Consider the following 25,947-nt stretch of genomic DNA (forward strand, 5'->3'; position numbering starts at 1 on the left):
CGAAGATGCACGCAATCGAACTGAAAGTGAATGGAATCCGTATTCGCCGTGAAGTGGACGATAACCTGCGGCTGATCGATCTGCTGCGTGAAGATTTACGCCTGACCGGCACCAAAGAGGGGTGTTCCGTGGGCGAGTGCGGGGCCTGTACCGTCATCCTTGACGGCAAGGCGGTCTGCTCATGTCTGCTGCTTGCCGCCCAGTGTCACGGGGCGGAGGTGACCACCATTGAAGCTCTGCACCACGATCCGGTGGGCAAGCGTCTGCAAAATGCGTTTGTGCGCCACGGCGGCGTGCAGTGCGGCTTCTGCACACCGGGCGTGTTAATGAGCACCAAAGCGCTGCTCGCGGCGAACCCTGCGCCGGATGATGACGCGCTGAAAGAGGCGCTGGAGGGGAATCTCTGCCGCTGTACCGGCTATCAGCCCATCATCACCTCCATCAAAGCGGTGCTGAAAGGCGAGGTGTAAAAGGGGTGAGCGATGAGTGAAAAGGCGTTAATTGAGTGCGTAATGCTGGCGGCCGGGTTATCAAGCCGGATGGGCGACTGGAAAATGATGCTGCCCTGGGGGGCGGGCACGCTGCTCGACAGCGCGCTTCGCAGCGCCTTTTCGCTCTGTGACCGGGTCATACTGGTTACCGGGCACCGGGGCGATGAGCTGGCGCGCTATTACCGTGGGCAGCCCGCCATTACGCTTGTCCACAACCCCGATTACGCCTCGGGGATGTTCTCGTCGGTACAGTGTGGCGCGGCGGCAGTCACCTCGCGGCGCTTTTTCCTGGCGCTGGGCGATATGCCGGAGGTGTCGCCAGCGGTGTACAGCGCGTTATGGCAGCATCCGGATCATGACCACTGCCTGGTGCCCGGTTATGAACAGGGCCGGGGTCACCCGGTGCTGCTCCCGGCGCAGGCGCTCACGCTTATCAGCAATGCGCCCGCCGACAGCAGCTTAAAAACGATCGTTCGCCAGATCGGCACCTGCACGGTTGCCGTCGATGAGCCGGGGATCCATTGCGATATCGACACCCCTGCGCAGTATCGCCAGCGAACCGAGCTTAACCGCTTGCTTGATACGCTGCCGCGGCGGCGCATCAATCCGCGCGGTGGTCGGTAATTTCGTCAGGACATTTTTGCCCGCGCAAGGAGGGTCATTAAAAATTCCGCCACCGCTTTGATGCGTGCCGAGGCGATGAGATCGGCATGGGTCACCAGCCAGAGATCTTCACTCAGCACCTGGCCCGACGGGATCACTTCGACTAAGCTGGGCTGCTGGGCGGCAATAAAGCAGGGCAGCACCGCCAGCCCAAGCCCGGCGTTGACGGCAGAGAGCTGGGTTACCAGGCTGGTGGTGGCAAGCATCGAGGTTTTATCCGCAACCTGTTCGTCAAACCAACGGGCGGCGGGAAGATGGCTGAAGGTACTGTCCCAGGTGATAAAGCGCCGCCCGCGTAAGGGCGCGTCTGGTGGGGCGGGGTGGGTGCGCAGATAACTCTCAGTTGCGTAAACCGCCGAGGCCATCACCCCGGCTTTGCGGATCTTCAGCGTGTTTTGCTCAGGCCGCACCAGGCGCAGCGCGATATCGGCATCATTTCGCACCACCGAGACGGTATTGACCCCGGTAATCAGCTCAAGGCGGATCGCCGGGTAATCGGCCTGCAATTGCGGCAGGGCCGGGATAATCAGATGATTGGCCAGCGTCTCAGCCGTCGCCAGGCGCACGGTTCCTGCCGCGTCGCCATCCCGCCCGGCAAAGGCGTGCTCCAGCGCTCCGACCCGGCTCTCCACCTCTTCGGCGTAGCTCAGCAGCGCCTGCCCGGCATCGGTAAGAAAGTAACCGGTCTGATGATGCAGAAACAGGCTGGTTCGCAGGCTGCTCTCCAGTGCGCCGATTCTGCGCGACACCGTCGACTGGCTCACTTTCAGCGTGGCCGCCGTTTTGGTCAGGCTGTTGGTGCGGGCAACCGCCAAAAAGAAGCGTAAATCGTTCCAGTCCATCATCTCTGTTTTCTGTTTATGCAAATTAATTCGCCGATTTTATCCGTAGTTTTCAAAATATGGAAAAAATAGACTCCTGTTACAGCATCAATATTTGCAAAACAGGAGTGAACGGATGGAATTCACAGCGAAGCAACCCGCCGCCAGAGCGGTAGTAGAAACTTACCTTGCGGCGTTTGCCGCGGGCAGGGTAGAGGAGATTGTCAGCCTGCTGGCAGACGACGTGGTGTGGCATATCGACGGCGAACCCACGGTTTCTACCGTCGGGCTGTTGCAGGGGCCTGAGCAGGTCCGGCGCTGGTTAATGGCCTTCCCGCAGACTTTCCGGCCACGGGAATTTGTCATTAATGACATCATCGCCCGGCACGAGAGTGTGCTGGTGCTGGGGCGTTTTCGCCATACGGTGATGAGCACCCAGCACACCGTCGGCAGCGATATGATCATCCACTTTACGGTCACCGACGGGAAGATTCGCCGTTATCAAATCTTTGAAGACTCGGCGCTGCTGGCGAGAGCCTTTAATGGGGAGGATGAGTGGTCGCTTCAGCAGGTGCGCATCAATGGCACGCTCTACCGCTATCGCGATATCGGCGAAGGGCCAACGCTGCTTTTTGCCCACGGGCTTTTCGCCAGTCATCACATTTTTGCCGCACAGGTTCAGGCCCTGAGCCACTCTTATCGCTGTATCGTTCTTGATATGCCGGGACATGGCCTGAGCGGCTACGATTCCGCAGGCTGGACGCTGGACGACCTGAGCGGCGATCTGGCGCTGATGATAGATGAACTGGCGCTCGGTACGGTCACGATCGTTGGGCAGAGCCAGGGCGCAATGGTGGCGCTGCGGCTGGCGGCGCGCCATCCAGAGCTACTGGCAGGGCTGGTGCTGATTGGCACCAGCGCGCGGGCTGAGTTGCCGGAACGGCTGGAAAACTGGCGCGGGCAGCGCGAAACCCTACTCAATGGCTCCGATGCGGCACGGGAAGCGCTCTTCAGCATCATTCAGACGTATGTCAACAGCTCCGACTGGCTGCAACACCACCCCCACGAGGCTGCCGAGGAGCGCGCAATGATGCATGCTCACGACCGCGAAGGATTAGCGCTGGCGCTGGATGCCGCCGTCTTTAACAGAGGTGATATCACGCACCTGCTACCCACGATTGCCGTGCCGACGCTGGTGATCGTTGGGGAAGAGGATCGGGCGACGCCGGTTGAGTTAAGTAAGGAGATCGCCGCGCTTCTGCCCGATGCCCAACTGCTGACGCTGGCAAAAACCGGCCACCACCCGCCAACAGAGGCTGCCGAGGCGGTGACGGCGGCGATTGGCGGGTTTATTGCTAAATAGCGCGCATAAAAAGAGCCCCGTCAGGGGCTTAATATGCGGTAGTCATCACGGGTTTAGAAGCGGTATTGCAGACCGGCAGTGATGGTGTAGTTTTTATTGGCAATACCCGCAGCATCGCCACCGATGAATTCCGATTCGCCGCTATTGGTATCAATGATCTGTGTTCCGCCTTTGCCCTCTTTATATTTGCTGTAGGTGAACTCAGCAAACACTTTGGCGTGTGGCGTGACGTAGTAGCCGGCATCAAGCGACGCACCGTAGTAGCGTGAGTTGCTGGTCTTCTCGCGGAAGGTGAGGTCGCGCATATAGTGCTCATCGTTATCATGCGCGCGCACCCAGTCACTGAATTTCAGCAGGGCATTGAATTCGAAGTTATCAATACGGTACTGGCCCGCCAGCCCGACATAGGGCATGGTGAAGCGCTGGCTATAACCAATGCCGCGTTCGCCTGGCGGGAAGGTGCCGACTGATGTGCCGTTATCATACTCATAAGCGCCGCCGAGCGCCGTCCAGCTGAAGCGCGTCTCCTGATAACCTGCCACCACGCCCGCTTTATAATTCGCGTCCTGGAAAATCCAGCCTTTCAGATTGAGGTCGAATTCATTGGCGTAATTGACATCCGAATCAGGATGGGTGGAGTGATCGGTCCAGCCTGACTGGCTTTCATTCAGCCAGTCGTAATCATCCATATGGCCTGCTCCGGAGGCGAGTGACGTCCAGCCGCGGGCGTTAAGGGTTAAAAAAGAGTAGGGATTCCAGGAGAGATCGCCTTTCACAATGGCGACGTTCTTTATCTTCCAGTTTAGCTGGCTGATTTTTCTTCCTGTCTCATCGTAGACGAGTTCATTTGATTTACCGCTCAGCATCCCGGCAGAGGCGGAGACGGAAAAACTGTCGGAAGAAAAATCGGGGATTAACTGCTCGGAATCTGCGTACGCGGTGCCTGAAATAGCGCTTATCATCATCACTACAATACGAGTTTTTTTCATTTTTCTTTGCTCATATCACAATCGTGTTAGTGATTTTGCCGCAGAAGTAAATTTCTACAATAAAGGAGGTGGGTTTCGTTTTTGTTTTTTGATAAAGATCTTATGAATGAAATATATCCTTCTACACTCTTTTCTTTTTAATTTTATCAATTACCGATATGCCGCAACATTCGGCGGGATAATATATTTTATATACCTAAAAGGGTGAGGTTTATCAGGGGTGGCGCGCGGAGGAGGATAGAGCGAACCGCCCCCATGTTGCCACCTGTAAAGCCTGTTAGCCTTCGCCTGGCGGCGCGTTTTTCTCTGTCGCATGCTGCTGCGATAAGCGCCAGAAGTCATGTCCGGCAGGATATTGATATAAGCGCAGGGAGAATTGTCCTGCTACTGCGGTGATATATTCAAAAATCGTCGATTGTGTATTCTCATATTCCGCCCACAGGGTCGAGGAGGTGAAGCAGTAAATTTCCAGCGGGATCCCGGCTGGTGACGGTTTTAGCGTCCTGACCACAATGTACATCTCTTTGACAATATCTTGCCGCTCAGCGAGATAGGCCATGAGGTAGTGGCGGAAAAGCGTTAGGTTCGTCAGGCCATTATCGATAAACCAGCTGTCTGCCACGCCCAGCGGATCGCGGCCATCAAGCAGTTTTGACAGCGGTTCACTCACACCGCGTATCGCCAGCATCGGCGCCAGCATCTCCTGTGAGAGAAAGTTCACCGAGTGCTGATCGATATGGGTGCTGCGCATGATGCGGCGCGCGCCGGAGGAGAACATCGCCTGCCAGTTGGTATAGGTCTCGGTGAGGAAGTTTTTCGTTGGAATACGGGAGATGGTGTTATCCCAGTTACGGATGGTAATGGTGTGCAGCGCGATATCGGTCACTTCACCGCTCAAATTTTTATCCGGCATCTCGATCCAGTCCCCCAGTTGCAGGACATCATTTGAGGAGACCTGAACGTTGGCAACCAGCGAAAGCAGAGTGTGTTGAAACACTAACATCAGCACCGCCGCCACGGCACCGAGGCTGGAGATAATAATAGCCGGCGATTTGTTCGACATCACCGCGAGGATCATGATCGCAGCAATAACGTGAATTAAGATTTTACCTATCTGGATATAGCCCTTAATCGAGTGATTTTTACGCTTGGTTTTGCGCAAATAGGAGCTATTAACGATATCCAGCATCTCGTTAAAAAAGACGGAGAGGAAAATAAAGAACAAAATGCCGCACATAGTATTTATGGCCGTCACCAGCGAGGCTGGCATATTTTCCATAAACTGCAGCAGGTAATAGACCGTAAGAACCGGCACAAAGTTGGACAGTTTTTCGGCAATGCGGCGATCTTTTTCCAGCGGCACATCTTTTTTATGGCTGGCAAAGAAGACTTTACGAACAACTTTTATCAGCAGGAATTTGCACATCAGGTGCGCGAACATGCCAGCGACGATCAGCAGAATAATATTTAACACAATGGCCAGCGCCGGCCTGCCTTCGATAAACGTTAATAAAGAATTCAAATACGCCATTACTTATCGCCTGAACGAGTATGCCATCTGTATAAGCCCTGGCTGGCGGGCATATATACAAAAATTTAACCAATTAGCATCATGACATAACACGGGGATATAAGTCCACGCCGCGCGCGGTGTCGGCCCGGTCACAAAAACGCTCACCTTTAACAAAGTGATCCTATGATTTAGTCTGATCAACGCAAATTTACGCTGTAACAGGAGAAGCATGATGAAAGCAGTCACACTTAACGCGCCGGGCGGCCTGCAAAACATTACCGTCTCAGATATCGCCGATCCGGGCAGACCCGGCAAGGGTGAAATTCGGGTTGCGATTAAAGCCAGCTCGCTGAACTTTCATGATTTGATTGTTGCCAGCGGCCAGTTCCCGACGGAGGATGGCCGCATTCTGCTGTCCGATGGCGCGGGCGTGGTCGAAGAGGTGGGTGAGGGCGTTGAAGGCTTTGCCGTGGGCGATTGCGTGGTCTCCACCTTTTTCCCCATCTGGCTGGCAGGCAAGCCGGGGCCTGAGGTGAGCGGCTTTGCTCATACCCCCGGTGACGGCGTTGACGGCATGGCAAGCGAATACGTTGTCCGCTCGCAAAACGCCTTTACCCGTGCGCCACAGGGATGGAGTCACAAAGAGGCTGCGACCATCACCACCTCAGCGCTGACCGCCTGGCGGGCGCTGGTGGTGGATGGCAACCTGAAAGCGGGCGAGACGGTGCTGGTGCAGGGCACCGGCGGTGTCTCTATCGCCGCGCTGCAAATTGCAAAAGCGATGGGGGCTAACGTCATCGCCACCTCCTCTTCCGATAAGAAGCTCGACGTTGTGCGCGAACTGGGCGCGGATGAGACCATCAACTACAAAACCACGCCGGAATGGGGAGATAAAGTGCTTGAGCTGACCCAGGGGTTTGGCGTCGATCACGTGGTGGAAGTAGGCGGCCCGGCCACCCTGAAAGAGTCGCTGAAAGCCGTCAAAGTCGGCGGGCATATCGCGCAGATTGGTATTCTTTCCGGCGATGAGGCCAGCGTGTCGGTGCTCTCTCTGCTGGCGAAACAGGTGCAGATCAAAGGGGTGATTGTCGCAAGCCGCCAGGATCAGATCGATTTTGTTAAAGCGCTGGAAGTGATGAAGCAAAAGCCAATTATCGATCGCACCTTCAGCTATGAGGCGTTGAGCGAAGCTTTTGCGTACCTGCAAAGCGGCGCCCACCTGGGGAAAATCTGCGTCGAGTGGTAACCGGCAGGGCGGTAGGGTGTGGGCCCTTACCGCCACCTTTCACGGGTTATACCGCCCCGGCGTCGTGCCAAAGACCCGGCTAAAGAGGGCGATAAACGCGCTCACATTGTCATAGCCCAGATCCAGCGCAATCGCCGTTACCGGCTTACCCGCCGCCAGAAGTTCAAGCGCCCGCAGTAACCGCACCCGCTGTCGCCATTCGCTAAAACTGCATCCCGTTTCCGCACGAAATCGCCGCGAAAGCGTGCGGGGTGAGATGCCCGCCCAGGCGGCCCACGCCTCCAGCCTGCGACCATCAGCCGGGCGAGCGGTAAGCGCATGCGCGATCCTGATTAGACGCGGATCCTGCGGCATGGGCAGACCAAGATCTACCTCAGGCAGCGCGCCGATCTCATCAATAATCACCCCCGCCAGACGTTCCTGCGATGGCGTGAGCGTCATCGCTTCAAAGCCCGCCGCGCGGGTTACCGCTTCGCGTAGCAGGCCGGACATTGCAAGCGTGCAGGGTTTATTGGGCAAGAGAGTACAGGCTGCCGCCGCGATATAAACGCTCCAGCCGGAGTAGGGGCCATGTGACGTTAAACCGTGCGAAATGCCTGGCGGTATCCAGACTGCGTGTGTGGCGGGCACTACCCAGCGGCTACTTCCGGCGTCGACCGTGAGCAGCCCCCGCTCGGCACCGAGGAGTTGCCCGCGAGCGTGGTGATGACGCGGCGTTTCGCGCATTGCCTCTGACTGGCGCATCACCGCCCAGAGCGTCGGACCCTCTACATTGCTGGCCAGGGAATAAGGAATCAGCGGTTCATTCATCATTTGGCGCCTGAAGCGTATTGATTGTCTTTTATAGCGTACCGACGCCAGTGGGTCGACGGTAAGATCCTCATCACACTGACTGAGGAGCAGAGATGCAAATGACAACTATCGTCGCCGTTCTGGATGACATCATCAACCAGCAGCAACTGCCGCTCGAAGAGGTGATCGAGCGCTACTTTAACCCCCACTATCGTCAGCGCACCAATGGCGACTGGGAAGATCGCGAGGGGTTTGCACAACATGCCCGCAAGCTTCGGGAGATAAGCGCGGGGGCGAAAATTGAGGTGCTGGATGAGCTGCGCGCGGGGCTGCTATACGCTACCCGCCACCGCGTTTTGTGTACTAAGCGCGACGGATCAGAGGTGCTTATGGAGGTGTATATGTTTGCCGAGCTGGATGAAGCCGGTCGTTTTCTGCGTATTGAAGAGACGACGCTGATGCTCAAAGGGAGCGAGGGCGATCGCCATCTGGGTAGCGCCAAATAGCGGTCTTTGAAACACCCGCTGCGCTGGCTTAGCGGCAGTGGGTGCTGAATGGTGATTTCCATGACATCAAATGCTTATGCATAAGCCTTTCAGGATAAAGGCCGTGCTGGAGAGATTTTTTAAGTCTGACCAGTAATAACACCAGAACTATCAGGCTGGGTTATCTGTTTCCGGGTGCCAGGGATGGCATACGCAGGCCAGCTTGTGCCCCTCGGGATCGCGCAAATAGGCAACATAGAAATCCGGCCCGTAGGCTTCTCTGAGACCGGGCGCGCCCTCATCGCTACCGCCATTTTCCAGCCCCGCGGCATGGAATTGCCGTACCTGTTCTGCGCTGCTTGCGCGGAAGGAAAACAGGGTCCCGTTTCCCGCCGTCGCCCTTTTCTTATCGAACGGTGGGCAGATGCAAAAACTAAAACCCTGGTCTGGCGGCTCGCCCCACATCGCCCAGGCCTCACTCCACGCAGGCGTGCGCGGCACGCCCAGCACGCCAAAAATGGCGTCATAGAAACGCGTCATCGACGGGAAATCGTTGCTGCCTATTGTGGTGTACATCAGCATGGTTGGCTCCTGGCTCGCTTGCAGAAAAAAGTGCAGTCGTCAGTGATGATGATCGCGCAGAAAAACGGTCAACACATCCTTTGGCGCGACGCCGCCGCACTCGGAAATCATCCAGCCGACCGCGCCGCGATGATAGGTGCCATGGAACAGCACATGGTTGAGCATATCGATGGCGCGCATCTCGCCGTCACCGCCGTCGACAAAACGAAAGGTAATCACTTTTTCAAGATCGAATGAGGAGAGGGCATCCACATACTGGATGTACCACGCCGTCGAGTCTGCCATCTTCACTTCAAGCTCATCCAGAGTGGGCGTTTCCGGCGTATTTAGCGCGGTGTAACCATGCTGCTGGCCGGTAAGGTTGGCTTTGAAAATCGTGTCGACGACATAAATATGGTTCATCAACCTGATCATCAGGTGGCGCTTTTGCCCATGCGCCGGTTCGTCGATCGTCTTGATGGCTTTCAGGGTTTCGCCATCCATCCAGCGCTTAAATTTCACCAGGGTAACCAGTGTGTCCTTATCCATCTTCCGCTCCGCATATGACTGAAGCGCTATCTTACCTCGCATGGGCAGTTTGGCTGAGTGGATTCTTAAGCAAAAACCAGGGGGGCAGTCGGAAGTTGGCATCGGCGCGTTTTAGCAAGCAGCGCTGGTTAACATGCCAGAGAGGCCGGGGCGATCACGCTACCGGGTGAGTTTATAGCTGAATCCAGTGAGGTGGCCCCTTTCTGGCCAAAGCGTCGGTTAATCTCCACATGTATGCGACTTACCGCAGATTTTTTTGCGAAGAGGCTGCCACTTCGCCTCCTCGCGACAGAATATTTTAGCCGTTAAGGTTTTTCTAAGCTTTCTCCGCCACACTGGTTTTATAAAGCGCACAAGGTTCAGGTGCCGTTGTCGGATTATAGTCGGCAGGAGATGATGTCCCCTGCCACTTTTTTAACCTCTTGTTGCCCACCCGCTTATTTTCGTAAAGCCTTTTTTATTTTTTATTGCCGGAAAATAATTAAAATTATCAATTTTTAACACCATCTTTAAAAATAGAAAAATATTTAACTCACCTTAAGATAATACTCATAAAACAGGGATGAATTTGCTGGTAGATTACCTTATAAATATGTCGGACAACATCGACATACCTTGCCCACCACACTGCTCGCGCAGCGGGTAATTATCGGTGTGGCATCTACGCGGGAGGAGAGTGAATGGATATCATCAGTTCAGAACGTGTAAGTGAAGTCTATATGGTTATCGGACATGCGGTTTCATCATTAATTTCAGCGGGAAAACGCGTTGAAAAAGAGGGGATCCTCGAGCAGCTGAAAGTTGCAAAAGCGCAGGCTGTGGATGGCATGAACGACGTGTATGAGTCCGCTATCCGCCTCGTCGCCAGCGAGGGCATTGCCGCCAGCGAGCAGTGATTAACGGCGATGCTTTTGTTATTACACCTCCCGCTCGCCTCAGGTAGAGAACCAGCCGGCGGGATAGTATTGGCAGATAAACTCCACAAAAGCCTTCACTTTAGGGCTCTGCAACCGACGTGAGGTGTGCAGCACCCACAGCTCGGTGAGCGTATCCGCCTCTCCCCAGTTCATCAGTTCCCCCCTATCAAGATAAGCGCTGACGATCGACTTCGGCACCATGGCCGCACCGGCACCTGCGAGAACCGCATCGCGGACGGTCAGCAGCGAGGAGAGGCGCATTACCGGCTGTGGCGTAAAGCGACGCTGACCCTTCTCTACGATCCAGTCACTCCCTTCGCGATGCGCTGACATGACCACGGCCGGGATCGTCTGCACGCTTTGCGCATCCGCGACGGGCAGGCTAAGGGAAGGCGCGGCGACCAGTACCAGCTTGTCCCTGGCAAAACAGCGCCCCACCAGCGAACTGTTTTCCAGCGGGTTAATGCGGATCGCCACATCAAAGTGCTCTTCCACCAAATCGCTCATGCGGTTTTCCGCGACAACTTCAATAAAGATCTGCGGATAGCGACGGCGAAACTCCGCCATCAGCCGCCCCAGCGCCAGCTGCGAAAAGAGCAGCGGGGCGGCAACGCGCAGCCATCCTGCGGGTGCAGCGGCATCTTCCCGCGCCGACTCAGCCGCTTCATCAATTTCACGTATTGCACCCAGCGTGCGCGCCAGCAGGCGTTCGCCTGCTTCGGTGATCTTCAACTTTTGACCGCCGCGCTCCACCAGCCGCACGCCCAGCGCCTCTTCAAGATCGCTCAGCCTGCGTGAAAGGGTGGCTTTAGGCTTACCGCTGGCGCGGCTGGCGGCGCCAATCCCGCCAGCTGCCGCGATGAGATGAAACTCTTTTAAGGCGTTGATATCCATTAGCTGTCTCATTTTTGGAACAGGTTGTGCAAATAATAGCGTCTTCCGGGCAAAAATGGATCGGGATAATCTCTGGTTACACCCACCAGAGATAACGGAGTAAACATCATGACTATTCTTGTTACCGGAGCGACCGGCCGCGTTGGCCGCCACGTTGTTGACCAGCTGCTTCGCCGCGGCGCTGACGTTCGCGTATTGACCCGCGATCCTGCAAAAGCCGGTTTTGCTGACAGTGTGGCGGTGGTTAAGGGCGATCTGCTCGACATCGACGCACTGCGTGCTGCTTTTAGCGGCATCAGAACGCTGTTTTTACTCAATGCGGTTGCCGCTGACGAATATACCCAGACACTGATTACCCTCAATATTGCCAGGGAAGCTGGTGTCGAGCGCGTGGTTTATCTCTCTGTGTTCGGCGCGGACACTGCCGTCAATGTGCCGCATTTCGCGGTTAAATATGGCGCCGAGCGGATGCTTACCGCGTTGAACTTCAGCGCCACTATTCTGCGCCCCACCTACTTTATCGACAATGAGGTGATGATTAAGGAGGTGATGATTAACCACGGCGTGTACCCGATGCCGATTGGCAGCCGCGGGCTGGCGATGGTTGATACGCGCGATATCGCCGAAGTGGCGGCCATCGAGCTGATTCGGCGCGACCAGGCGAGCGAGACGCTGCCCGTCGAGACGATTAATCTTGTTGGTCCGCATACGTTGACGGGTATGGAGGCGGCGGCAATCTGGCGCGATCTACTCGGGCGGGAGGTGATGTACGGCGGTGACAGCCCGGATGCTTTCGAAGCCAGTATGGCGGAATTTATGCCGAAATGGATGGCTTATGAAATGCGCCTGATGGCCGAGCGCTACGTCAGCCACGGTATGATCCCACATGATGGCGACCGGGAGCGGCTAGTGGCGCTACTTGGTCGCCCGCTGCATACCTACCGCGACTTCGTGAAGGGGCTTGTCGCACAGTAACATGAGAAGGCCGATGCCTGCGCATCGGCCTTCTGAGTTAGCCCTTAAAGCGCAACGGCGCGCGATTGGGCCGGTGTCAGATCGGTAAAGTGTGCCACATCGGCCATCACCTCTGGCGCTTCTGCTGAACTGAATGCCGTTTTCATGGCGTTCTCATCGCGGAAAATGCACTCGCAGATGGCGACGGTGCCCGTCTGCTCAATGGCCGGGAAGAAGGCGGCTGCGCTGAGCAAGCCATATTGCTGGAACGCTTTCATCACCAGCGGAATGTGATTATTAACGTAATAGTCCCGGTCGAAGCGGCTCTGCGCATCGCCGTAATAGGTGACATATAGCGTGAAAGTTGCGTTGCTCATCGTATGACCTCTTTCATAACGGGTGTCTGTTTATTTAAGCCGCTGAAAGTGTAGCTGGCATTCGCCGGCTGCTAATATGCATTCCGCGCTGTTAAACCATTACAGAGACGAAAATTATGCTAACGATTGAAGCGGGTATGCCCGTTCACTACCCGACCTTACTGAAAATCTGGGAGTCATCGGTGCGTGCCACGCACGATTTCTTACCGGAAGAGGAGATTCAGGCGCTGCGCCCGCTGTTAGAAAATCTCTATTTCCCCGGCGTCACGCTGTCGATGGCCCGGCTTGTTGCAGGCGGTGCCATCGTCGGCTTTGTCGGCGTCAGCGAAAAACGCATTGAGATGCTGTTTGTCGATGCCGCACAGCGCGGAAAAGGCATCGGCAAAGCGCTTTTACACCACGCAATCGTACAGCAGGGCGCGGATGAGCTTGACGTCAATGAACAGAATCCACAGGCGGTGAGCTTTTATCAACAGCAGGGCTTTAAGGTGGTGGGCCGCTCTGAGCAAGATGGTCAGGGCAGGCCCTATCCGCTTTTACATATGAAATTGCAGAGAATGAAATGAGTCCTGAACGCGCCAGCCGCTAATTACGCGATGTACTGGCTAAAGCGCAGCAGGTAACCATCCGGATCCTGCACCAGAAATTCTCTCTGGCAGGCTAAGGTTTCACCAGTGTGATAGTGATTATCCTGCAGCTGCCGATAAAGAGTGATGTTGCTTGCTGCCAGACGATTTAGCACCGCCGCAATATCGTCCACTTCAATCTGAAAATTGACCCCGCGGCCTAATGGCGAGACCAGCTCTGCCGTATTCCAGCCCTGCGCATGATACTGCTCAATCATCAGTTGCGCCTCACCGAGAGCGAGGTAGGCAAAGTCAGGATCGCTGCGTTTTATCATCACCCTGAAACCCAACACCTCGGTGTAAAAATACAGCGAGGTGGCAAAGTGGGTAACGGTAAGCTCTGGGACCATCCGGTTCCAGTAGGTTTCCTGAACCGCAGGCATGGTATCTCTCCTTGTTTAACTGGCGCGACGGGCAGTAACGCACGTTCTATATCAAGTGTGCTGTTGAACGTGGCGAATAAAATCGTTTACCGCACTCAGCGTGGCACTCTCTGGATGGTTAACTTCACTCAGATGATCGCCTTTACCGGCGAAAAGCGGTATGGCATAGCGGGTGGCTAATGCCGCCATCGAGGCGTAATAGGGATCCTCCTTGCCCGCCCACAGCCGCAGGGGGAGAGGGCAGGGGAAAAAGGCGTCCGCCTCCTGAGCGTGTTTTCTCAGTTCATTGAAAAAGTGCTCAGCCCCTTTTTCATCCTCCGCGGTGAGCGAGGCGGTGAGTTCCGGCGCGACTTGCCGGGCATAAGCGATAAACATCTCAAACGTGAGTTTGCCAACAGGCGTTTCAGGCAGGCCAGCTTCACAATCCCATCCCCCCAACACTACGGAGTGCAGACGCTCTGCGTGCGCATTTATCAACGCCATCGCCAGCCACGCACCGGCAGAGTAGCCGATGATATGCGCTTTTTCATGACCCAACTCATTCATAAGATTGACGATGGCTAACGCCTGGCTCTGTTGCGTGTAGGCGGCCTGAGTATCAGGTTTATCGCTCGCCCCGTGGCCGGGCAGATCCGGACACACCACCTGAAAATGGGGACTTAACGCCGAGATGAAGCCGTTAGCCACCCAGCATCTGCTATCCATCAACAGACCATGAAGCATGATGACTAACGGACCTTCTCCCTGCGTACGGTAAAACAGCCGCGGCGTTGCTGATGTATATGGCATAGGGATCCCTGTAATTTGAGCATTTATTCAATCAATGATTAACGCTATGTTCTAACATGGATAATCCTTTGAAAGGCAACAACAGGTGCGCAACCCCTAATATTGGCGAGGTCGTTGATCTGTAAACCGGGAGTAATGATGGCAAGACGACGTGAGCTTCAGAGCATCGCTTACGCGCTTAATTCGAGCTTTGTGAGCCGCAATAATGATTTTAACGGCGACTGGTCTCTGGGGGTTGCTTGAGCGCTTTGCGATCAGCGATGGAAGAGGTCTGTAGAGATTTCGTTTTCATTACCTCAGCCTGAGACCCGCGGTAAGCTGATGGAGTTTCTGCTGCGCCATTACACGGACAGGCTGACAAAGTTATTGACCCAACAGCGCATCCCGCATGAGTGGGTAAGCAGTGTCAGCATCACCCTCGATTTCAGACCGCAGGTTGAAGACGAGGCGTTAATTGAAGGCGCTGCCTTCGTCGAACCTTTCGCCTGCCGCTGCCAGATTACTGACGGTCGTGGTCGCCACTGTTGTATACCTGAGGCAGATTATGCGATGTGAAAGGTCGACAGGATGATCTCCAGACAGCGTTTATTGGCTTCAAAGTGATAATCATGGTGATTTCGCTTTTTGCCGATGAGTTCTGCATAGCACCATGCTTTACCCAGACTAAAAATGTAGCACTGATAAAAGCCCTCGATCTTTTCTTCGAGACTTAATATATCACCCTGGCAAGTTGACATATTTTCACCAAAAAGCGGATTAAAATCATTGGGTATGGAGCTGAGTGAGTCGGTGATGAGTGTGATACCCGCCTGAGGATCTTTAAAACGTTTGGTTGCTAAGTTGAACACATCCTGCTCTGTAAATAGCGTATCTTTCGAATAAAAATAGAGATTGATCGCTCCATAATTAATGTCATCGAAAGTATGTTCAATGAGCAGGCGGTTTTTAGCTATCGGTTTTGCTTTCCATGAACCTGGGATTTTAAAACCACTACTGTTTTTATTACTAATACTGAATGTTTCCAGCAGTTCCGCCAGGCCTAAATTACTGCGATGCAGGAGATCCCAGTTCGTGACGGTAAGATAAATGCTGTCAGCCAAAGCTGCATAATCTCGTGCGGCGCAAGCCGCCTTGATAAGGAAATAATTACCGCCACCTTTCTTAGGGTTGTAATCTTTTTGTACGGTAAAACGTGAAATTACCTTATCACCGGAAGAGTGGACTTTTAGGGTTAAAACATCAGCAAATTCTCCGAAGCCGGAGGGATGTTTGATCAGCCGTTGCTGAAGCACTTTCTCGCCCATAAGCTCCAGTTTATTGAACAGCCAGTCTGCTGGATTTATTTCCCATTCTATATGCTCACAGGCTGCCCATACCTCCATATAAGGCTGCGTATCATTACTGAAATAACGCCCTAAATTGGTCATGCCTACCTCTTCGAGGTAGGTTGGGACGACCTCCGCTGGCTTGACACGTTTCGGTAAGAAAACCCAGTACTGAAGCATTTTTTCTTCAGATGAGGTGTACAAGCACTTCCAGTAATTGGCTTCAATTTCCGCGTTGCTGAGGGCAGGAGTCAATGGAAAAGCATAGTTATTATCGATGTCCATAAAAGCTCCGTTAATCACGCCGCGTCAGCGAGCCAGATGCCATAGAAGGCCAACGCCGCACCAATCGATAACAAACATTTAGCCCCAATCAGTACCTTAGGTCCCCAACGCGTAAAAATTGATGCTACTTTTAAAAAGTTTTCCTGGGTATTATGGCGCTTGTGAAGATGGAGGATCGTTGTAAATATGGCATATAGCATTACGACGATAAACTTACAGAACAAAATTGCCATAACGGACTGGGGAATAACAACCGCTATCCAGCGCATCCTATAGTAACCAAGTTCAGGGAAAAATTTGACCATGAACACTAATAACAGCGTCCAAACGAAAGCTCCCACCGTGACCAGAAGAAACTTTACTAAAAAAGCCAACCATTCCTTTTTGTTAAACTGATCCTTCCCATTCCAGATATATAATAATGTTGTTATTAGAAAAATCGTAAAAAATACAAATCTCATAGCGTTACCTTAACTGAGTCTCCCTACCCACCAATGAGCACGGTAGCACACCCGGAGAGTATTGTCCCATCCCCGCTGTCGGCAGGTTTCTCTTCGAAATCTGCGAGCAACTCAAACATATAATCATAAAACTTCAAAAGAGGTTTGAAAGCAATTCTAACCTCAACGTCGCCACGAAATCCAAGTAAGATTGCGAACCGGCCAGTTGCTCTGCCATTGATTGAATAATCATCTGTACCTATCCAGAATCCGCCACCAGTACCAATCGCTGCCGAACCGGCAACGCCTGCAACTTTGGCTTCAGCAACTAAAAAACCGAGAACATCGAGATTACCTACCGCTTCAGCTTTAAAAACATTAGCTTCAGCGCCAAAATCAACGTTAAAACCATAGCGATCTTTATTGCCGCCGTAGAACTCAAGAACCGCTTTAGCTTCTGCTGAGCCAACATTGACATCACCGCTGACATTGCCATAAAGCAACCCCTTCTCCCCAGCCCTACCGGTTGCGCCATATTGAATCCCTGTCGCTGTGGCACCGCTGTTTAGCCCATAAATATTATCTCCCCCGCCATATATTGAACCCGTGGCATTGACGGCTGAAACTTTGTTGCGTACTTCACCCCGAAAAAGATCCTCACTTTTCAGGTTACCCATGGTGAGATCTTCAACTGCAAATCCCGTGGAAAGGGTATCCAGATCGCCGTTTTCATTTTTATCTTCCAGATTGGCATACGCTCCCAGGATACGCGCATCATAGAATTCATCGTGTATCAGCCCATTCTCACCGGCTTTTTTTGCGAGCGTTCCGCCCCAGTATTGGGTTGGAGCAGCTTTATTTGCAGGTGGTACCGGTGTACTGCTGGTGTTGCACTGGGTTTGATCCCCCATACGTGCAAGCGGCAAATTATTGACAAAAACCGTACCGGAGCCGCCAACGATGGCACCCTTCCCATGCTGTGAGCATGACAATGCGTCTCCTTTTCTCGCCGCAGGAAAACCACCAATAATGACATCAGGGCTTCCGGTCTGAATTGTTCCTGAATGAGCGCTGGTATCAATTTGTGCGCGGGCAGCTGGCTGTCCCATAGTGATGACCTTTTCTGAACGTTAACTGTTAACCTTGACCATGGCGCCCTTAATATCGGTCAAATTTGTTCCATTAATTGCAATCGTATCAGTGGCTTTGACCTCAGCATTCGTTCCGCCCCCGAGCCTGGTCATCTCCACGCCTTTAAATGAGGCTTCAGTAACGCTCTCCGCTTTCAGCGTGCCTTCAGAAACAATAATGTCGATAGTTGATGGTGTTATATGAATGTAATTATCATTCACCTTTAACTTAATTGAAGATGCTGCTTCAAGCAGTGCATTCCCCTCTTTATCCATCGTTAAGATCGTCTTATTTTCACCGACATTGAGTGTGTATTGGGTGCCGACATTATTGTTATCGTTATTGCCAACGCTGGAACTGTGATCGCGTTTGATGGTCACATGTTCATCGCGACCTATGGATTTTTTTCTGTCTACGCCAACATCATGTGTTTCACAGTTTTCAATATCTGTATCCATATTCCTTTCAGCGTGCACCCAGATCTGCTCTGCACCCGCCTTATCTTCAAAGCGGAAAACGTTGGCATTATCGCGGTGACCATCCTTACTGCGGCTGTAAAAACCCATCTGTGTCGCGGCTGCAGGTAATGTCCATGGAGGCATGCTGGCCTCGTTATAAACGCGCCCTGTAATTATCGGGCGATCGGGGTCGCCGTTGATAAAATCAATTACTACTTCGTCGCCAATACGCGGGATTTGGACGCTTCCGTAACCTTGACCGGCCCAGGCGCTGGAAACACGGATCCAGCATGAGCTTGAATCATCGCCTTTCGCTAATCTGTCCCAGTGAAATTTGACCTTCACGCGACCATATTTATCAGTCCAGATAGATTGCCCTTTGGGGCCAACGACCCGCGCGGTTTGTGGGCCAAAGGTACGGGGCCAGGGCGTTACTGGCGCTGGACGGAAAGTCACTGTTGCGGGAATAACGGAAAAATCAATTTGGTGAATGGTATTGCCATTTTCACCGCTGGCGTAGCGGTTCTCTTCGAAGTGGTAGTGCACGGCGGTAGTGAGATACGCGCCGTTGTCGGTAAAAAAGGGAGCATTGACCAGCGAAAAAGTGTGACCGGGTGCGATACCGATTGCGGTAGCAGTGCCCTGAATTTTTTGATGTTCTACCTGCCAGCGCTCTTGTCGAATGCGTGCATAAAATTCCCCATGTTGATGATCGACAAAACGTCCGGGCCAATCATAAACATCTATCTCACCGGGGGAGGGGGATTTGGGATTCTGTCGTGCCTGAAACAGCCATGCATGCGGTTTACGAAAGTCATAATCATCAAGGCTATAAATACCGGGAGTGACATTATCTTCAAGTGCCCACTGGCCGACACCTTCCTCATTGGTTACACCGCCTGAGGATGTTTGGTGATAAGCAATAACTTCATAACCAGGAAAAGAGTGATGCTGCTCATTGGCATCGGTTAGCACCATAATATGTCGATCGGCTTCGTGTCTGAAATAGTATGCGATCCCTTCTAATTCCATTAGCCGACTGATGAAATCAAAACTCCTCTCCTGATACTGTACGCAGTAATCCCATACCCGATAGCTATAAGTTAATCGATCTTCAACATTGACCTGGTATTCACTCAATAGCGTTTTAACAATCTGCGCTGCTGTCTGCCCCTGAAAAATACGTAAGTTGCGGTCACGTTTCATTGGCCATACATCTGGCTCCACCGTCAAGTGATATACGGCATAGCGTATTCCGGTTAACTCTACGGCACTCACAGCGACGCGAGTAATTTTGCCGTTAAGATAACGTTCAGTCGTCAGAGATTGCGTCGGTATAGCAACGGTAACCGGTTTACCCAGCAATGCGCTGCGTTCAAGACGCGCCTCGTCTCCCAGTAGGGTCAAATTTAAACTGAAGGCTTCAGACATTGCTTCGCTTCCGGTGAGTTTCCAGAAGCGAAGCCCTTCGACGGGCAGATGTACAGTAATTCGATTAAACATTGATAAATCCATTTAACTAACTCTCGTCAGAGCCTAAACCAGAGCGATGATTATAGAGTGATCTTTAGCCAATGCATCTGGCGAATATCATAAAACAGCGTTTAGAAAATTTTTTCCAGCAGAGGTTATCGCCTATTCTTGTTATTAGTAGATTGCTTAAGCCGACGCCGAACTCTGCATTTTATATATCCATTTTGCAAAGTACTAAATATTATTCTGCGGACTTACTGCAAATTTCACTAAAGCATGCAATACAGAAAACGCTGCTTTCTGTATGACAATAAACCAACGAGTCGTACTTAAAGCAAACTCAGTAGTGTAATTCCAACGTTTAAACATGCCGGATATTGGAACGCCGCGGTAATATACCCAATTCAATAACTTCCTACCTACAATGGCAACCTGCAAAAAGTAGCGGTTGATAATCTGTACAGACAGTGTGGTCCGAAGAGATACGCTACTTATTGCTTAATCAGCCGCAGCCCTCTGCTCACCAGTTTTTGGAACTCCACACACTCGCTATGCTCCGGCGCGGTGCAGCGGGCGGCATGTTTTAGCCCCTCGCTGAATAACTGCAGTTTGCAAATTGTCTCGTCAATCTCCTGCGCACGCTGCTGAAGTTGCTGGCGGTCAATGGCAATCTTGCCCTGCGGGTTGAACATTGCCGCCATCGCATCCAGCGAGAAGCCTGCCGCCTGGCCGAGCGCGATCAGCTGCAATTTACTCAGCACGCTATGCGGATACTGCCTTCGCAGCCCGTTGCGGCCAATCGGTTTGATTAAGCCCTTCTTTTCATAAAACCGCAGCGCGGAGGGTTTTATGCCGGAAAGCGCCGCCACTTCTCCGATATCGAGTTCTTTCACCGTTGACTTAAACCTCACTTCACGTTGCACACTCGCCGACACCTTAGCATCTCTTTATCAGGGGAAGGAAAATTGGCTAACGATATTGTGCTTCACACCCTCGTCACCGGCATTGGCGCAACGCTGCTGATGGATGGCTGGTCGGCGTGTCAGAAAAAGCTGCTTCGCGTGCCGCCGCTCAACTATGGGCTGGTGGGGCGCTGGCTGTGGTGGCTCGCGCGGGGAAAGGTACGGCATCACACCATCCTCTCAACGCCGCGTGTCAGGGGGGAGAATCTTACCGGCCAGGCGTTCCATTACCTCACCGGCATCCTGTTTGCGGGCATACCTTTATTGTTACAGGGTCCGGCATGGCTGCACGAACCGCTTCTGCTGACGGGCCTGCTGACAGGCTTACTTACGCTGCCCGCGCCCTGGCTGGTTATGCAGCCGGCGTTGGGTTTTGGTATCGCGGCCTCCCGCACGCCCAATCCCTGGCGGGCGCGGGGAGTAAGCCTGCTGACGCATCTGGCCTATGGCCTCGGGCTGTATGGCGCGGCGCTGCTTTATACCTGTTAATTCCGCTTGCGTGACGTCTCAGGCAGGCAAACGCAGGACGAAGATATTCATCCCCTGCGCGTGGCGATAATAAGCGCTGCCGCCGTGTAACGCGGCGATGGCGCTTACTAACGATAACCCCAGCCCGCTGCCGGCGGTGTGGCGGACGTTATCTCCCCGCCAGAAGCGCTCGAAGGCTTTCTCCGGTTCGCTAAGCGATTCCCCGGCATTCGCCACTTCAATTTCAACCGCGTTACCGCGATGAGACGTGCTGACGGTAATCGTGCCTTTTCCCGGCGCATAACGAATGGCGTTGGTCAGCAGGTTGGTTATCGCCCGCTGAAACAGCATTTTATCGGCGGTGAGGCTGCCCTGCGCATTCAGCGCGATCGCCATTTCACGCTCTTCCGCCAGCGGCTCCAGGAAATCGCTCACCATCTCCAGCGCTTCACTGAGCGAGAACGTTTCCTGATTGAGCCTGATATTGTGATGTGTGGCGCGCGCAAGAAAGAGAATGTTTTCCGTCAGCCGCGACAGGGCTTCCAGCTCCTCAATATTCCCTTCGAGCAGCGCCTGGTACTCTGCAACGGAACGCTGATGACCCAGCGCTACCTGATTCTGGCCTAACAAGACATTGATAGGCGTGCGGATCTCATGGGCCAGATCGTCGGCAAACTGGGTGAGGCGGATAAAGTCCGTCGACAGGCTCTGGCGCATGGCATTCAGCGCGTTGCCAAGGGGGAGCAGCTCCTGCGGTATCGCCTGCAGCGGCACCGGCTGGTTTAAGCGATCACTGGCGGTCTCGGCCACAATCTGGCTTAAGCGGCCGATAGCCCGCAACCCGCGGCGAATCAGCAGCGGGCTGAGCGCGGCGCAGAGAAGAATAGCCGCCAGTGACACCAGAATACTTTGCTGGCGGTAACGCTCGAGCATCATTGCCCGCTCGCGCGCCACGCGGGCAAGCGTGACGGTAACCGGCCCGTGCGGCGAACTGGCCTGCAGGCTGAGCGCCGAGGCCTCCATATTGTCCGCGCTGCGCCAGCGGTGCAGCTGCTGCGCGTTGGGTGGCGTATTAACCGATGTGGGTGCAATATCCGGCAGCGCGACGCCGGTATGGTTAATGGTGACGTTTTGCGCCTGCGGCGGGCGGATGCTGAGAATATCCTGGCGAATATCGACCATGCGGTTGAAGTAGAGCGGCAGCGCGTCAGGCTGGGCGCCATCCTCCAGCAGCTGGCGCAGTTGCGCCGCGCGGTTGATTAGCGTTTGATCGTCGCGCCACACCAGCTCGCTGCGCAGGGCGTTATAGAGGATCAGGCTGATGCCGCCGCAGGCCATCGCCATAATCAGCGTAAAGATCACCGTCAGCCTCAGCGTCAGGGAGGGGCTAGACATCGCCTGGCTCCTGCACACTGAGGCAATACCCCATGCCCCGAACGGTGGTGATCAGCTTCTGCGTAAACGGATCGTCAACTTTGCGGCGCAGACGGCGAATGGCGACATCGACGATATTGGTTTCGCTGTCGAAATTGACGCCCCAAATCTCGCTCGCCAGCAGCGTGCGCGGCAGGATCTCGCCGTGACGGCTGGCAAGCAGCCACAGCAACATAAACTCTTTGCGCGTCAGGGCGATGGGAATGCCGTCACGCGTCACCTGCAAACGCGCCGAATCCATCACCAGATCGGCGACGCGCAGCGTGGTGCTGTGCGGCTGGTGCTGACGTAGCTGATTTTTGACGCGCGCCAGCAGCTCCGCAAAGGAGAAGGGTTTGACCAGGTAATCGTTCGCCCCCAGCTCCAGCCCTTTAACCCGATCCTCAACCGAATCGCGGGCGGTAAGGCAGATCACCGGCACCGGGCTTGCGGTGCGCAGGGTTTTCAGCACCTGCCAGCCATCCATGCCAGGCAGCATAATATCAAGGATCACCAGGCTATACGGGTGCGCCAGCGCCAGGTGCAGGCCATCGCGCCCGTCCGCTGCGTAATCGACGATATAGCCCGCCTCTTCAAGCCCTTTGCGCACCCAGGCGCTGGCTTTCTGGTTATCTTCAATCAGTAATAGTTTCATCGGCGCAGTGTGCCACGAAATGTTGAGCCGCCCCAGCCTTTCAGCGCCAGATGACAATATGGTCATCTTTCTGACAGGCAATTATGGACAGCGTGTAGGTATAAAAAACGGGTCATCAACACAGGAGAATCCAACATGAAAAAGTCTATTGCTGCGTTAACCCTGGCTGCACTGCTTGCTGCGCCCGCGCTTACCTTCGCGGCAGATAAAAACCCGCTGAGTGTCCATGTGCTGAATCAGCAAACCGGGCTGCCGGCCGCCAATGTTGCGGTGACGCTTGAGCAGAAGCAGGGAGATAACTGGACGGTGCTTAACACTGCCAACACGAATCAGGACGGGCGTATCAATGCGCTGTGGCCGGAAAAGCCGTTTGCTGCGGGTGACTATCGGGTGATTTTCAAAACCGGTAAATACTTTGCCGACCAGAAACAGCAGAGCTTCTTCCCGGAGATTCCTGTCGAATTTCATATCGATAATACGCAGTCGACCTATCACGTTCCGCTGCTGCTGAGCCAGTATGGCTACTCCACCTACCGCGGGAGCTAAGTGCAGATGAAACGTCTTATGCTCGCGCTGCTGCTGGCGGCAGGCCCCACGATGACGCAGGCCGCTGCGCCCGCTACCGTGTATGACATGACGCAGGCGCTCGCCACGCAGCTGGCAACCGAAGCGTTATCGGTTTGTCATGACATGCATCGCCAGGGCGTGGTGGCGGTGGTCGATCGCGGCGGCAACCTGGTGACGCTGATGCGCGATGACAACATCGGGCCGCATAATACGCAGGCGGCCTGGCGCAAAGCGTTTACGGCGCTCTCGACCAAAACGCCGACCCGGCAGTTTGCCCGCCAGGCGCAGGCCTCGCCAGAGACCGCCAACCTTAATACGGTGAATGAGTTATTGTTGCTTGGCGGCGGCGTACCGGTGAAATATCACGATCAGTGGATTGGTGCCATCGGCATGGCGGGCACCGGCGGTGCGGAGTCCGACGAGCGGTGTGGGATGGACGCCATCAATAACGTCATGGGTAAAAGCGAGCAAAGTTAAACACGTTCGCAGCGGGGAAAAGGCTTTTCCCCGTTTTTTATCTCTTATCACCTAAACTCATCACCCACCGTTTACGCGGGCACATTTACACCTCTTCTTCCGTGGCGCGCCGCGCGTCGTAAACCTCCTGCGCCTGCTCAATCGCCACACCGTACTGCTTCGCCCAGCTCACCAGCGCCACAAAGGGATCCTGCAATGAGCGACCCAGCGGCGTGATGGAGTATTCAACCGCCACGGGGGATGAGGCGATGACGCGGCGGCTAACCAGCCCGTTACGCTCCAGGCGGCGCAGCGCCTCCGTCAGCGCTTTGTGGGTAATGGGGTCGAGCCGGCGTTTGATGGCGTTAAAGCGTGAGGGTTCGCTGCATAAGACGGTGAGGATCAACACCGACCACTTGTTGGCAACCTGCTCGAGGATCGGGCGCGTACTGTTAATTTCTGCCAGCAGGGCAGGGATATCGGTCGACATAAGGTTACCTTCTCTATATCTGGTGTATATCAGGTGCGTAATTGACGGTAAATATACGAAATGTATCATCAGGCGTCCATCCCCACGTTCTGGAGTAGTCATGTTGAAACTTGAAGGTAAGACCGCCCTGGTGACCGGCGGTAATAGCGGTATCGGCCTTGCAATCGCTCAGCGTTTTGCGCAAGAGGGCGCCCATGTTTTCATCACCGGCCGACGCGAAGCGCAGCTGGCAGAAGCGGTGTCGCTTATTGGCGGTAACGTTGAGGCGATCGCGGGCGATATCACCAATACGCACGACCGCACTCGTCTGTTTGACACTATTCATGCCAGGGCCGGACGGCTCGACATCCTCGTCTACTCCTCAGGCGTCTCGGAACCAGCAAGCCTTGAGGAGAGCACGGAAGAGCATATCGACCATGCCTTTGGCCTGAACGTGCGCGCCATGGTGCTCACGGTGCAGCAGGCCATCGGCCAGATGGGCGAGGGCGGCACCATCGTCCTGCTCGGCTCGATTGCCGGTAGCATGGCGGTGCCAGGTTATGGCACCTATGCGGCCAGCAAAGCCGCGGTGCGCTCCTATGCCCGAACCTGGACCAGCGAGCTGGCTCCGCGCGGCATCCGGGTTAATACCCTCAGCCCGGGCCCCACGGATACGCCAATGTTTAGCCAGGCGAGCGATGACGTCAGGCAGACACTGAGCGCGCAAATCCCGGTGAAGCGGCTGGGAAATCCCGATGAAATAGCGGCTGCGGCGCTGTTCCTCGCATCCAACGACAGCAGTTACGTCAGCGGTGCCGAACTGGTGATTGATGGCGGCATGTCTGCGTAAGCACTGTTTTTAAACTCACCCGGCGCTGGAGCGAATGGCGTCCGGGTGTCTGCTTTTCCTGCATAACGGAAGAAAAGCACATCATAACAACTTATTGCGTGGTGAATTATTTCAAGTGTGACATTGCAGTTCTGAATGAGTGGCACTATAGTAGCAACTTGTACAAGTTTGCAGGGGTAAGTTGTACAACTTGCCTCACGACCAGGCTGCCGGCCCAACCATGCGTAATCCGGGCCCACTTAAAATGAGTGAAATAAAATGAACAATCCGACCGCCACACTCCCGCAGACCCTCCAGTCAGTTTTTTCAGTCTTTGAGGCAGAAAAAGAGATCATTGACGAAGTGAAACGTGAGCTTCAGGCCGTGAAAGCGACGGTAGCCAATAAAGATATCATGCTGGCGCTTATCGCCCGTGTTGAGACGGAAACGGATGTGATCCGCAAAGATATCCTGCGAAATGCCCTTGAGCTGGTGGTGCTTCGCACGCTGGACGTTTAATCTTCTGCTTTTGCCTGCGCCTCTGCTCAGCCGGAGGCGTTTGTGCTTCTCAGATGCCGCAACCTGCACATTTTATAGCTGCGC

At 54.2% G+C, this 25,947-nt stretch carries 32 protein-coding genes and 1 pseudogene; 14 read left to right on the forward strand and 19 right to left on the reverse strand.

The window, feature by feature from the left end:
* Positions 1-5 precede the first annotated feature (5 nt).
* The gene (locus PU683_RS09325; protein ID WP_277171219.1) at positions 6-470 is read left to right on the forward strand and encodes a (2Fe-2S)-binding protein; all 465 of its coding nucleotides are present in this window, start codon (positions 6-8) and stop codon (positions 468-470) included.
* Between the two features lie 12 nt (positions 471-482).
* A complete protein-coding gene (locus PU683_RS09330; RefSeq protein WP_277171220.1) occupies positions 483-1,115 on the forward strand; it encodes an NTP transferase domain-containing protein in 633 nt (210 codons plus the stop codon).
* Between the two features lie 5 nt (positions 1,116-1,120).
* On the opposite strand, the gene PU683_RS09335 is transcribed toward PU683_RS09330, so the two are convergent.
* On the reverse strand, positions 1,121-1,999 hold the full coding sequence (locus tag PU683_RS09335; RefSeq protein WP_277171221.1) for a LysR family transcriptional regulator: 879 nt from the start codon (positions 1,997-1,999) through the stop codon (positions 1,121-1,123).
* A gap of 112 nt (positions 2,000-2,111) precedes the next feature.
* Between PU683_RS09335 and PU683_RS09340 the strand changes: the two genes are divergently transcribed.
* Positions 2,112-3,338, forward strand: a complete 1,227-nt coding sequence (locus PU683_RS09340) for an alpha/beta fold hydrolase (protein WP_277171222.1) — start codon at positions 2,112-2,114, stop codon at positions 3,336-3,338.
* A gap of 53 nt (positions 3,339-3,391) precedes the next feature.
* Here PU683_RS09340 and PU683_RS09345 read toward each other — a convergent pair whose 3' ends face one another.
* Together PU683_RS09345 and PU683_RS09350 are read right to left on the reverse strand one after the other, a co-directional pair.
* Positions 3,392-4,327 (reverse strand): omptin family outer membrane protease, encoded by a 936-nt coding sequence (locus tag PU683_RS09345; protein ID WP_277171223.1) that lies wholly within the window; start codon positions 4,325-4,327, stop codon positions 3,392-3,394.
* Between the two features lie 277 nt (positions 4,328-4,604).
* A complete protein-coding gene (locus tag PU683_RS09350) occupies positions 4,605-5,858 on the reverse strand; it encodes a mechanosensitive ion channel family protein (protein WP_277171224.1) in 1,254 nt (417 codons plus the stop codon).
* 214 nt (positions 5,859-6,072) lie between these two features.
* Between PU683_RS09350 and PU683_RS09355 the strand changes: the two genes are divergently transcribed.
* Entirely contained in the window at positions 6,073-7,086 is a 1,014-nt protein-coding gene (locus tag PU683_RS09355; protein WP_346771066.1) for a zinc-dependent alcohol dehydrogenase family protein, read from the forward strand.
* A 39-nt stretch (positions 7,087-7,125) separates the two neighbouring features.
* Here PU683_RS09355 and PU683_RS09360 read toward each other — a convergent pair whose 3' ends face one another.
* Together PU683_RS09360 and PU683_RS22370 are read right to left on the reverse strand one after the other, a co-directional pair.
* Positions 7,126-7,578, reverse strand: coding sequence for a helix-turn-helix domain-containing protein (locus tag PU683_RS09360; RefSeq protein ID WP_277174253.1), 453 nt, complete (start codon positions 7,576-7,578; stop codon positions 7,126-7,128).
* Between the two features lie 105 nt (positions 7,579-7,683).
* Positions 7,684-7,899 (reverse strand): annotated as a pseudogene (locus PU683_RS22370) (cupin domain-containing protein); the annotation flags it as partial.
* A 98-nt stretch (positions 7,900-7,997) separates the two neighbouring features.
* On the opposite strand from PU683_RS22370, the gene PU683_RS09370 reads away from it, so the two are divergent.
* On the forward strand, positions 7,998-8,384 hold the full coding sequence (locus PU683_RS09370; RefSeq protein ID WP_346771067.1) for a nuclear transport factor 2 family protein: 387 nt from the start codon (positions 7,998-8,000) through the stop codon (positions 8,382-8,384).
* Between the two features lie 150 nt (positions 8,385-8,534).
* Here PU683_RS09370 and PU683_RS09375 read toward each other — a convergent pair whose 3' ends face one another.
* Together PU683_RS09375 and PU683_RS09380 are read right to left on the reverse strand one after the other, a co-directional pair.
* On the reverse strand, positions 8,535-8,945 hold the full coding sequence (locus tag PU683_RS09375; protein ID WP_277171227.1) for a VOC family protein: 411 nt from the start codon (positions 8,943-8,945) through the stop codon (positions 8,535-8,537).
* Between the two features lie 39 nt (positions 8,946-8,984).
* Entirely contained in the window at positions 8,985-9,473 is a 489-nt protein-coding gene (locus tag PU683_RS09380) for a DinB family protein (protein ID WP_277171228.1), read from the reverse strand.
* A gap of 680 nt (positions 9,474-10,153) precedes the next feature.
* On the opposite strand from PU683_RS09380, the gene PU683_RS09385 reads away from it, so the two are divergent.
* On the forward strand, positions 10,154-10,369 hold the full coding sequence (locus tag PU683_RS09385; RefSeq protein WP_277171229.1) for a hypothetical protein: 216 nt from the start codon (positions 10,154-10,156) through the stop codon (positions 10,367-10,369).
* Positions 10,370-10,408: 39 nt separating this feature from the next.
* On the opposite strand, the gene PU683_RS09390 is transcribed toward PU683_RS09385, so the two are convergent.
* Positions 10,409-11,284 (reverse strand): LysR family transcriptional regulator, encoded by an 876-nt coding sequence (locus PU683_RS09390; protein ID WP_277171230.1) that lies wholly within the window; start codon positions 11,282-11,284, stop codon positions 10,409-10,411.
* A gap of 108 nt (positions 11,285-11,392) precedes the next feature.
* Here PU683_RS09390 and PU683_RS09395 point away from each other — a divergent pair, with 108 nt between their 5' ends.
* Positions 11,393-12,259, forward strand: a complete 867-nt coding sequence (locus tag PU683_RS09395; RefSeq protein ID WP_277171231.1) for an SDR family oxidoreductase — start codon at positions 11,393-11,395, stop codon at positions 12,257-12,259.
* Positions 12,260-12,303: 44 nt separating this feature from the next.
* Here the strand turns inward: PU683_RS09395 and PU683_RS09400 are convergent, their stop codons facing one another.
* Entirely contained in the window at positions 12,304-12,615 is a 312-nt protein-coding gene (locus PU683_RS09400) for an EthD family reductase (protein ID WP_277171232.1), read from the reverse strand.
* A gap of 116 nt (positions 12,616-12,731) precedes the next feature.
* Between PU683_RS09400 and PU683_RS09405 the strand changes: the two genes are divergently transcribed.
* The gene (locus PU683_RS09405; RefSeq protein ID WP_277171233.1) at positions 12,732-13,181 is read left to right on the forward strand and encodes a GNAT family N-acetyltransferase; all 450 of its coding nucleotides are present in this window, start codon (positions 12,732-12,734) and stop codon (positions 13,179-13,181) included.
* Positions 13,182-13,204: 23 nt separating this feature from the next.
* Here the strand turns inward: PU683_RS09405 and PU683_RS09410 are convergent, their stop codons facing one another.
* The gene (locus PU683_RS09410; protein ID WP_277171234.1) at positions 13,205-13,624 is read right to left on the reverse strand and encodes a bleomycin resistance protein; all 420 of its coding nucleotides are present in this window, start codon (positions 13,622-13,624) and stop codon (positions 13,205-13,207) included.
* Between the two features lie 51 nt (positions 13,625-13,675).
* Complete coding sequence (locus PU683_RS09415; protein ID WP_277171235.1) at positions 13,676-14,413, reverse strand: alpha/beta fold hydrolase; 738 nt, start codon at positions 14,411-14,413, stop codon at positions 13,676-13,678.
* A gap of 321 nt (positions 14,414-14,734) precedes the next feature.
* Here PU683_RS09415 and PU683_RS09420 point away from each other — a divergent pair, with 321 nt between their 5' ends.
* Entirely contained in the window at positions 14,735-14,968 is a 234-nt protein-coding gene (locus tag PU683_RS09420) for a hypothetical protein (RefSeq protein ID WP_277171236.1), read from the forward strand.
* Here the strand turns inward: PU683_RS09420 and PU683_RS09425 are convergent.
* The 5 genes from PU683_RS09425 to PU683_RS09445 all read right to left on the reverse strand — a co-directional run bounded on the left by PU683_RS09425 (position 14,956) and on the right by PU683_RS09445 (position 20,418).
* On the reverse strand, positions 14,956-16,023 hold the full coding sequence (locus PU683_RS09425) for a hypothetical protein (protein WP_277171237.1): 1,068 nt from the start codon (positions 16,021-16,023) through the stop codon (positions 14,956-14,958). The two genes, PU683_RS09420 and PU683_RS09425, sit on opposite strands and share 13 nt — an antisense overlap.
* Positions 16,024-16,037: 14 nt before the next feature.
* Positions 16,038-16,484 carry a hypothetical protein gene (locus PU683_RS09430; RefSeq protein WP_277171238.1) on the reverse strand — a complete coding sequence of 149 codons (447 nt, stop codon included), beginning with the start codon at positions 16,482-16,484 and terminating at the stop codon, positions 16,038-16,040.
* Between the two features lie 23 nt (positions 16,485-16,507).
* Positions 16,508-17,572, reverse strand: coding sequence for a PAAR domain-containing protein (locus PU683_RS09435; RefSeq protein WP_277171239.1), 1,065 nt, complete (start codon positions 17,570-17,572; stop codon positions 16,508-16,510).
* Between the two features lie 21 nt (positions 17,573-17,593).
* The gene (locus tag PU683_RS09440) at positions 17,594-19,555 is read right to left on the reverse strand and encodes a type VI secretion system Vgr family protein (RefSeq protein WP_277171240.1); all 1,962 of its coding nucleotides are present in this window, start codon (positions 19,553-19,555) and stop codon (positions 17,594-17,596) included.
* A gap of 461 nt (positions 19,556-20,016) precedes the next feature.
* Positions 20,017-20,418, reverse strand: coding sequence for a helix-turn-helix domain-containing protein (locus PU683_RS09445; protein ID WP_277171241.1), 402 nt, complete (start codon positions 20,416-20,418; stop codon positions 20,017-20,019).
* 72 nt (positions 20,419-20,490) lie between these two features.
* On the opposite strand from PU683_RS09445, the gene PU683_RS09450 reads away from it, so the two are divergent.
* Positions 20,491-20,976 carry a DUF2938 domain-containing protein gene (locus PU683_RS09450; protein ID WP_277171242.1) on the forward strand — a complete coding sequence of 162 codons (486 nt, stop codon included), beginning with the start codon at positions 20,491-20,493 and terminating at the stop codon, positions 20,974-20,976.
* A gap of 18 nt (positions 20,977-20,994) precedes the next feature.
* Here the strand turns inward: PU683_RS09450 and PU683_RS09455 are convergent, their stop codons facing one another.
* On the reverse strand, positions 20,995-22,350 hold the full coding sequence (locus PU683_RS09455; RefSeq protein ID WP_277171243.1) for a heavy metal sensor histidine kinase: 1,356 nt from the start codon (positions 22,348-22,350) through the stop codon (positions 20,995-20,997).
* Positions 22,343-23,023 carry a response regulator transcription factor HprR gene (hprR, locus tag PU683_RS09460; RefSeq protein ID WP_277171244.1) on the reverse strand — a complete coding sequence of 227 codons (681 nt, stop codon included), beginning with the start codon at positions 23,021-23,023 and terminating at the stop codon, positions 22,343-22,345. Before hprR ends, PU683_RS09455 begins: the two co-directional genes overlap by 8 nt.
* 135 nt (positions 23,024-23,158) lie before the next feature.
* Between hprR and hiuH the strand changes: the two genes are divergently transcribed.
* Both hiuH and PU683_RS09470 read left to right on the forward strand, forming a co-directional pair.
* Entirely contained in the window at positions 23,159-23,569 is a 411-nt protein-coding gene (gene hiuH / locus PU683_RS09465) for a hydroxyisourate hydrolase (RefSeq protein WP_277171245.1), read from the forward strand.
* A gap of 6 nt (positions 23,570-23,575) precedes the next feature.
* Entirely contained in the window at positions 23,576-24,067 is a 492-nt protein-coding gene (locus PU683_RS09470; RefSeq protein ID WP_277171246.1) for a GlcG/HbpS family heme-binding protein, read from the forward strand.
* 85 nt (positions 24,068-24,152) lie between these two features.
* On the opposite strand, the gene PU683_RS09475 is transcribed toward PU683_RS09470, so the two are convergent.
* A complete protein-coding gene (locus PU683_RS09475) occupies positions 24,153-24,536 on the reverse strand; it encodes a winged helix-turn-helix transcriptional regulator (RefSeq protein WP_277171247.1) in 384 nt (127 codons plus the stop codon).
* 100 nt (positions 24,537-24,636) lie between these two features.
* Here PU683_RS09475 and PU683_RS09480 point away from each other — a divergent pair, with 100 nt between their 5' ends.
* Both PU683_RS09480 and PU683_RS09485 read left to right on the forward strand, forming a co-directional pair.
* On the forward strand, positions 24,637-25,365 hold the full coding sequence (locus PU683_RS09480) for an SDR family NAD(P)-dependent oxidoreductase (RefSeq protein ID WP_277171248.1): 729 nt from the start codon (positions 24,637-24,639) through the stop codon (positions 25,363-25,365).
* Positions 25,366-25,623: 258 nt separating this feature from the next.
* The gene (locus PU683_RS09485) at positions 25,624-25,863 is read left to right on the forward strand and encodes a biofilm development regulator YmgB/AriR family protein (protein WP_277171249.1); all 240 of its coding nucleotides are present in this window, start codon (positions 25,624-25,626) and stop codon (positions 25,861-25,863) included.
* Positions 25,864-25,947: the final 84 nt, after the last annotated feature.

Origin of the sequence: Candidatus Kosakonia sp. 282A-S69 (genome assembly GCF_029433855.1) — a bacterium.
Taxonomy (GTDB): Bacteria; Pseudomonadota; Gammaproteobacteria; order Enterobacterales; family Enterobacteriaceae; genus Kosakonia; species Kosakonia cowanii_A.

Excerpts from the sequence above, each read along its gene's own strand:
- PU683_RS09410 (WP_277171234.1), bottom strand. The coding sequence starts at position 13,624 with ATGCCTGCGGTTCAGGAAACCTACTGGAACCGGATGGTCCCAGAGCTT.
- hiuH (WP_277171245.1), top strand. The coding sequence starts at position 23,159 with ATGAAAAAGTCTATTGCTGCGTTAACCCTGGCTGCACTGCTTGCTGCG.
- PU683_RS09335 (WP_277171221.1), bottom strand. The coding sequence starts at position 1,999 with ATGATGGACTGGAACGATTTACGCTTCTTTTTGGCGGTTGCCCGCACC.
- PU683_RS09415 (WP_277171235.1), bottom strand. The coding sequence starts at position 14,413 with ATGCCATATACATCAGCAACGCCGCGGCTGTTTTACCGTACGCAGGGA.
- PU683_RS09405 (WP_277171233.1), top strand. The coding sequence starts at position 12,732 with ATGCTAACGATTGAAGCGGGTATGCCCGTTCACTACCCGACCTTACTG.
- PU683_RS09485 (WP_277171249.1), top strand. The coding sequence starts at position 25,624 with ATGAACAATCCGACCGCCACACTCCCGCAGACCCTCCAGTCAGTTTTT.
- PU683_RS09390 (WP_277171230.1), bottom strand. The coding sequence starts at position 11,284 with ATGGATATCAACGCCTTAAAAGAGTTTCATCTCATCGCGGCAGCTGGC.
- PU683_RS09430 (WP_277171238.1), bottom strand. The coding sequence starts at position 16,484 with ATGAGATTTGTATTTTTTACGATTTTTCTAATAACAACATTATTATAT.
- PU683_RS09330 (WP_277171220.1), top strand. The coding sequence starts at position 483 with ATGAGTGAAAAGGCGTTAATTGAGTGCGTAATGCTGGCGGCCGGGTTA.
- PU683_RS09325 (WP_277171219.1), top strand. The coding sequence starts at position 6 with ATGCACGCAATCGAACTGAAAGTGAATGGAATCCGTATTCGCCGTGAA.
- PU683_RS09360 (WP_277174253.1), bottom strand. The coding sequence starts at position 7,578 with ATGTCCGGCCTGCTACGCGAAGCGGTAACCCGCGCGGCGGGCTTTGAA.
- PU683_RS09470 (WP_277171246.1), top strand. The coding sequence starts at position 23,576 with ATGAAACGTCTTATGCTCGCGCTGCTGCTGGCGGCAGGCCCCACGATG.
- PU683_RS09480 (WP_277171248.1), top strand. The coding sequence starts at position 24,637 with ATGTTGAAACTTGAAGGTAAGACCGCCCTGGTGACCGGCGGTAATAGC.
- PU683_RS09340 (WP_277171222.1), top strand. The coding sequence starts at position 2,112 with ATGGAATTCACAGCGAAGCAACCCGCCGCCAGAGCGGTAGTAGAAACT.
- PU683_RS09385 (WP_277171229.1), top strand. The coding sequence starts at position 10,154 with ATGGATATCATCAGTTCAGAACGTGTAAGTGAAGTCTATATGGTTATC.
- PU683_RS09475 (WP_277171247.1), bottom strand. The coding sequence starts at position 24,536 with ATGTCGACCGATATCCCTGCCCTGCTGGCAGAAATTAACAGTACGCGC.
- PU683_RS09350 (WP_277171224.1), bottom strand. The coding sequence starts at position 5,858 with ATGGCGTATTTGAATTCTTTATTAACGTTTATCGAAGGCAGGCCGGCG.
- PU683_RS09380 (WP_277171228.1), bottom strand. The coding sequence starts at position 9,473 with ATGGATAAGGACACACTGGTTACCCTGGTGAAATTTAAGCGCTGGATG.
- PU683_RS09375 (WP_277171227.1), bottom strand. The coding sequence starts at position 8,945 with ATGCTGATGTACACCACAATAGGCAGCAACGATTTCCCGTCGATGACG.
- PU683_RS09435 (WP_277171239.1), bottom strand. The coding sequence starts at position 17,572 with ATGGGACAGCCAGCTGCCCGCGCACAAATTGATACCAGCGCTCATTCA.
- PU683_RS09425 (WP_277171237.1), bottom strand. The coding sequence starts at position 16,023 with ATGGACATCGATAATAACTATGCTTTTCCATTGACTCCTGCCCTCAGC.
- PU683_RS09455 (WP_277171243.1), bottom strand. The coding sequence starts at position 22,350 with ATGTCTAGCCCCTCCCTGACGCTGAGGCTGACGGTGATCTTTACGCTG.
- PU683_RS09345 (WP_277171223.1), bottom strand. The coding sequence starts at position 4,327 with ATGAAAAAAACTCGTATTGTAGTGATGATGATAAGCGCTATTTCAGGC.
- PU683_RS09440 (WP_277171240.1), bottom strand. The coding sequence starts at position 19,555 with ATGTTTAATCGAATTACTGTACATCTGCCCGTCGAAGGGCTTCGCTTC.
- PU683_RS09400 (WP_277171232.1), bottom strand. The coding sequence starts at position 12,615 with ATGAGCAACGCAACTTTCACGCTATATGTCACCTATTACGGCGATGCG.
- PU683_RS09370 (WP_346771067.1), top strand. The coding sequence starts at position 7,998 with ATGACAACTATCGTCGCCGTTCTGGATGACATCATCAACCAGCAGCAA.
- PU683_RS09395 (WP_277171231.1), top strand. The coding sequence starts at position 11,393 with ATGACTATTCTTGTTACCGGAGCGACCGGCCGCGTTGGCCGCCACGTT.
- PU683_RS09355 (WP_346771066.1), top strand. The coding sequence starts at position 6,073 with ATGAAAGCAGTCACACTTAACGCGCCGGGCGGCCTGCAAAACATTACC.
- PU683_RS09420 (WP_277171236.1), top strand. The coding sequence starts at position 14,735 with ATGGAGTTTCTGCTGCGCCATTACACGGACAGGCTGACAAAGTTATTG.
- hprR (WP_277171244.1), bottom strand. The coding sequence starts at position 23,023 with ATGAAACTATTACTGATTGAAGATAACCAGAAAGCCAGCGCCTGGGTG.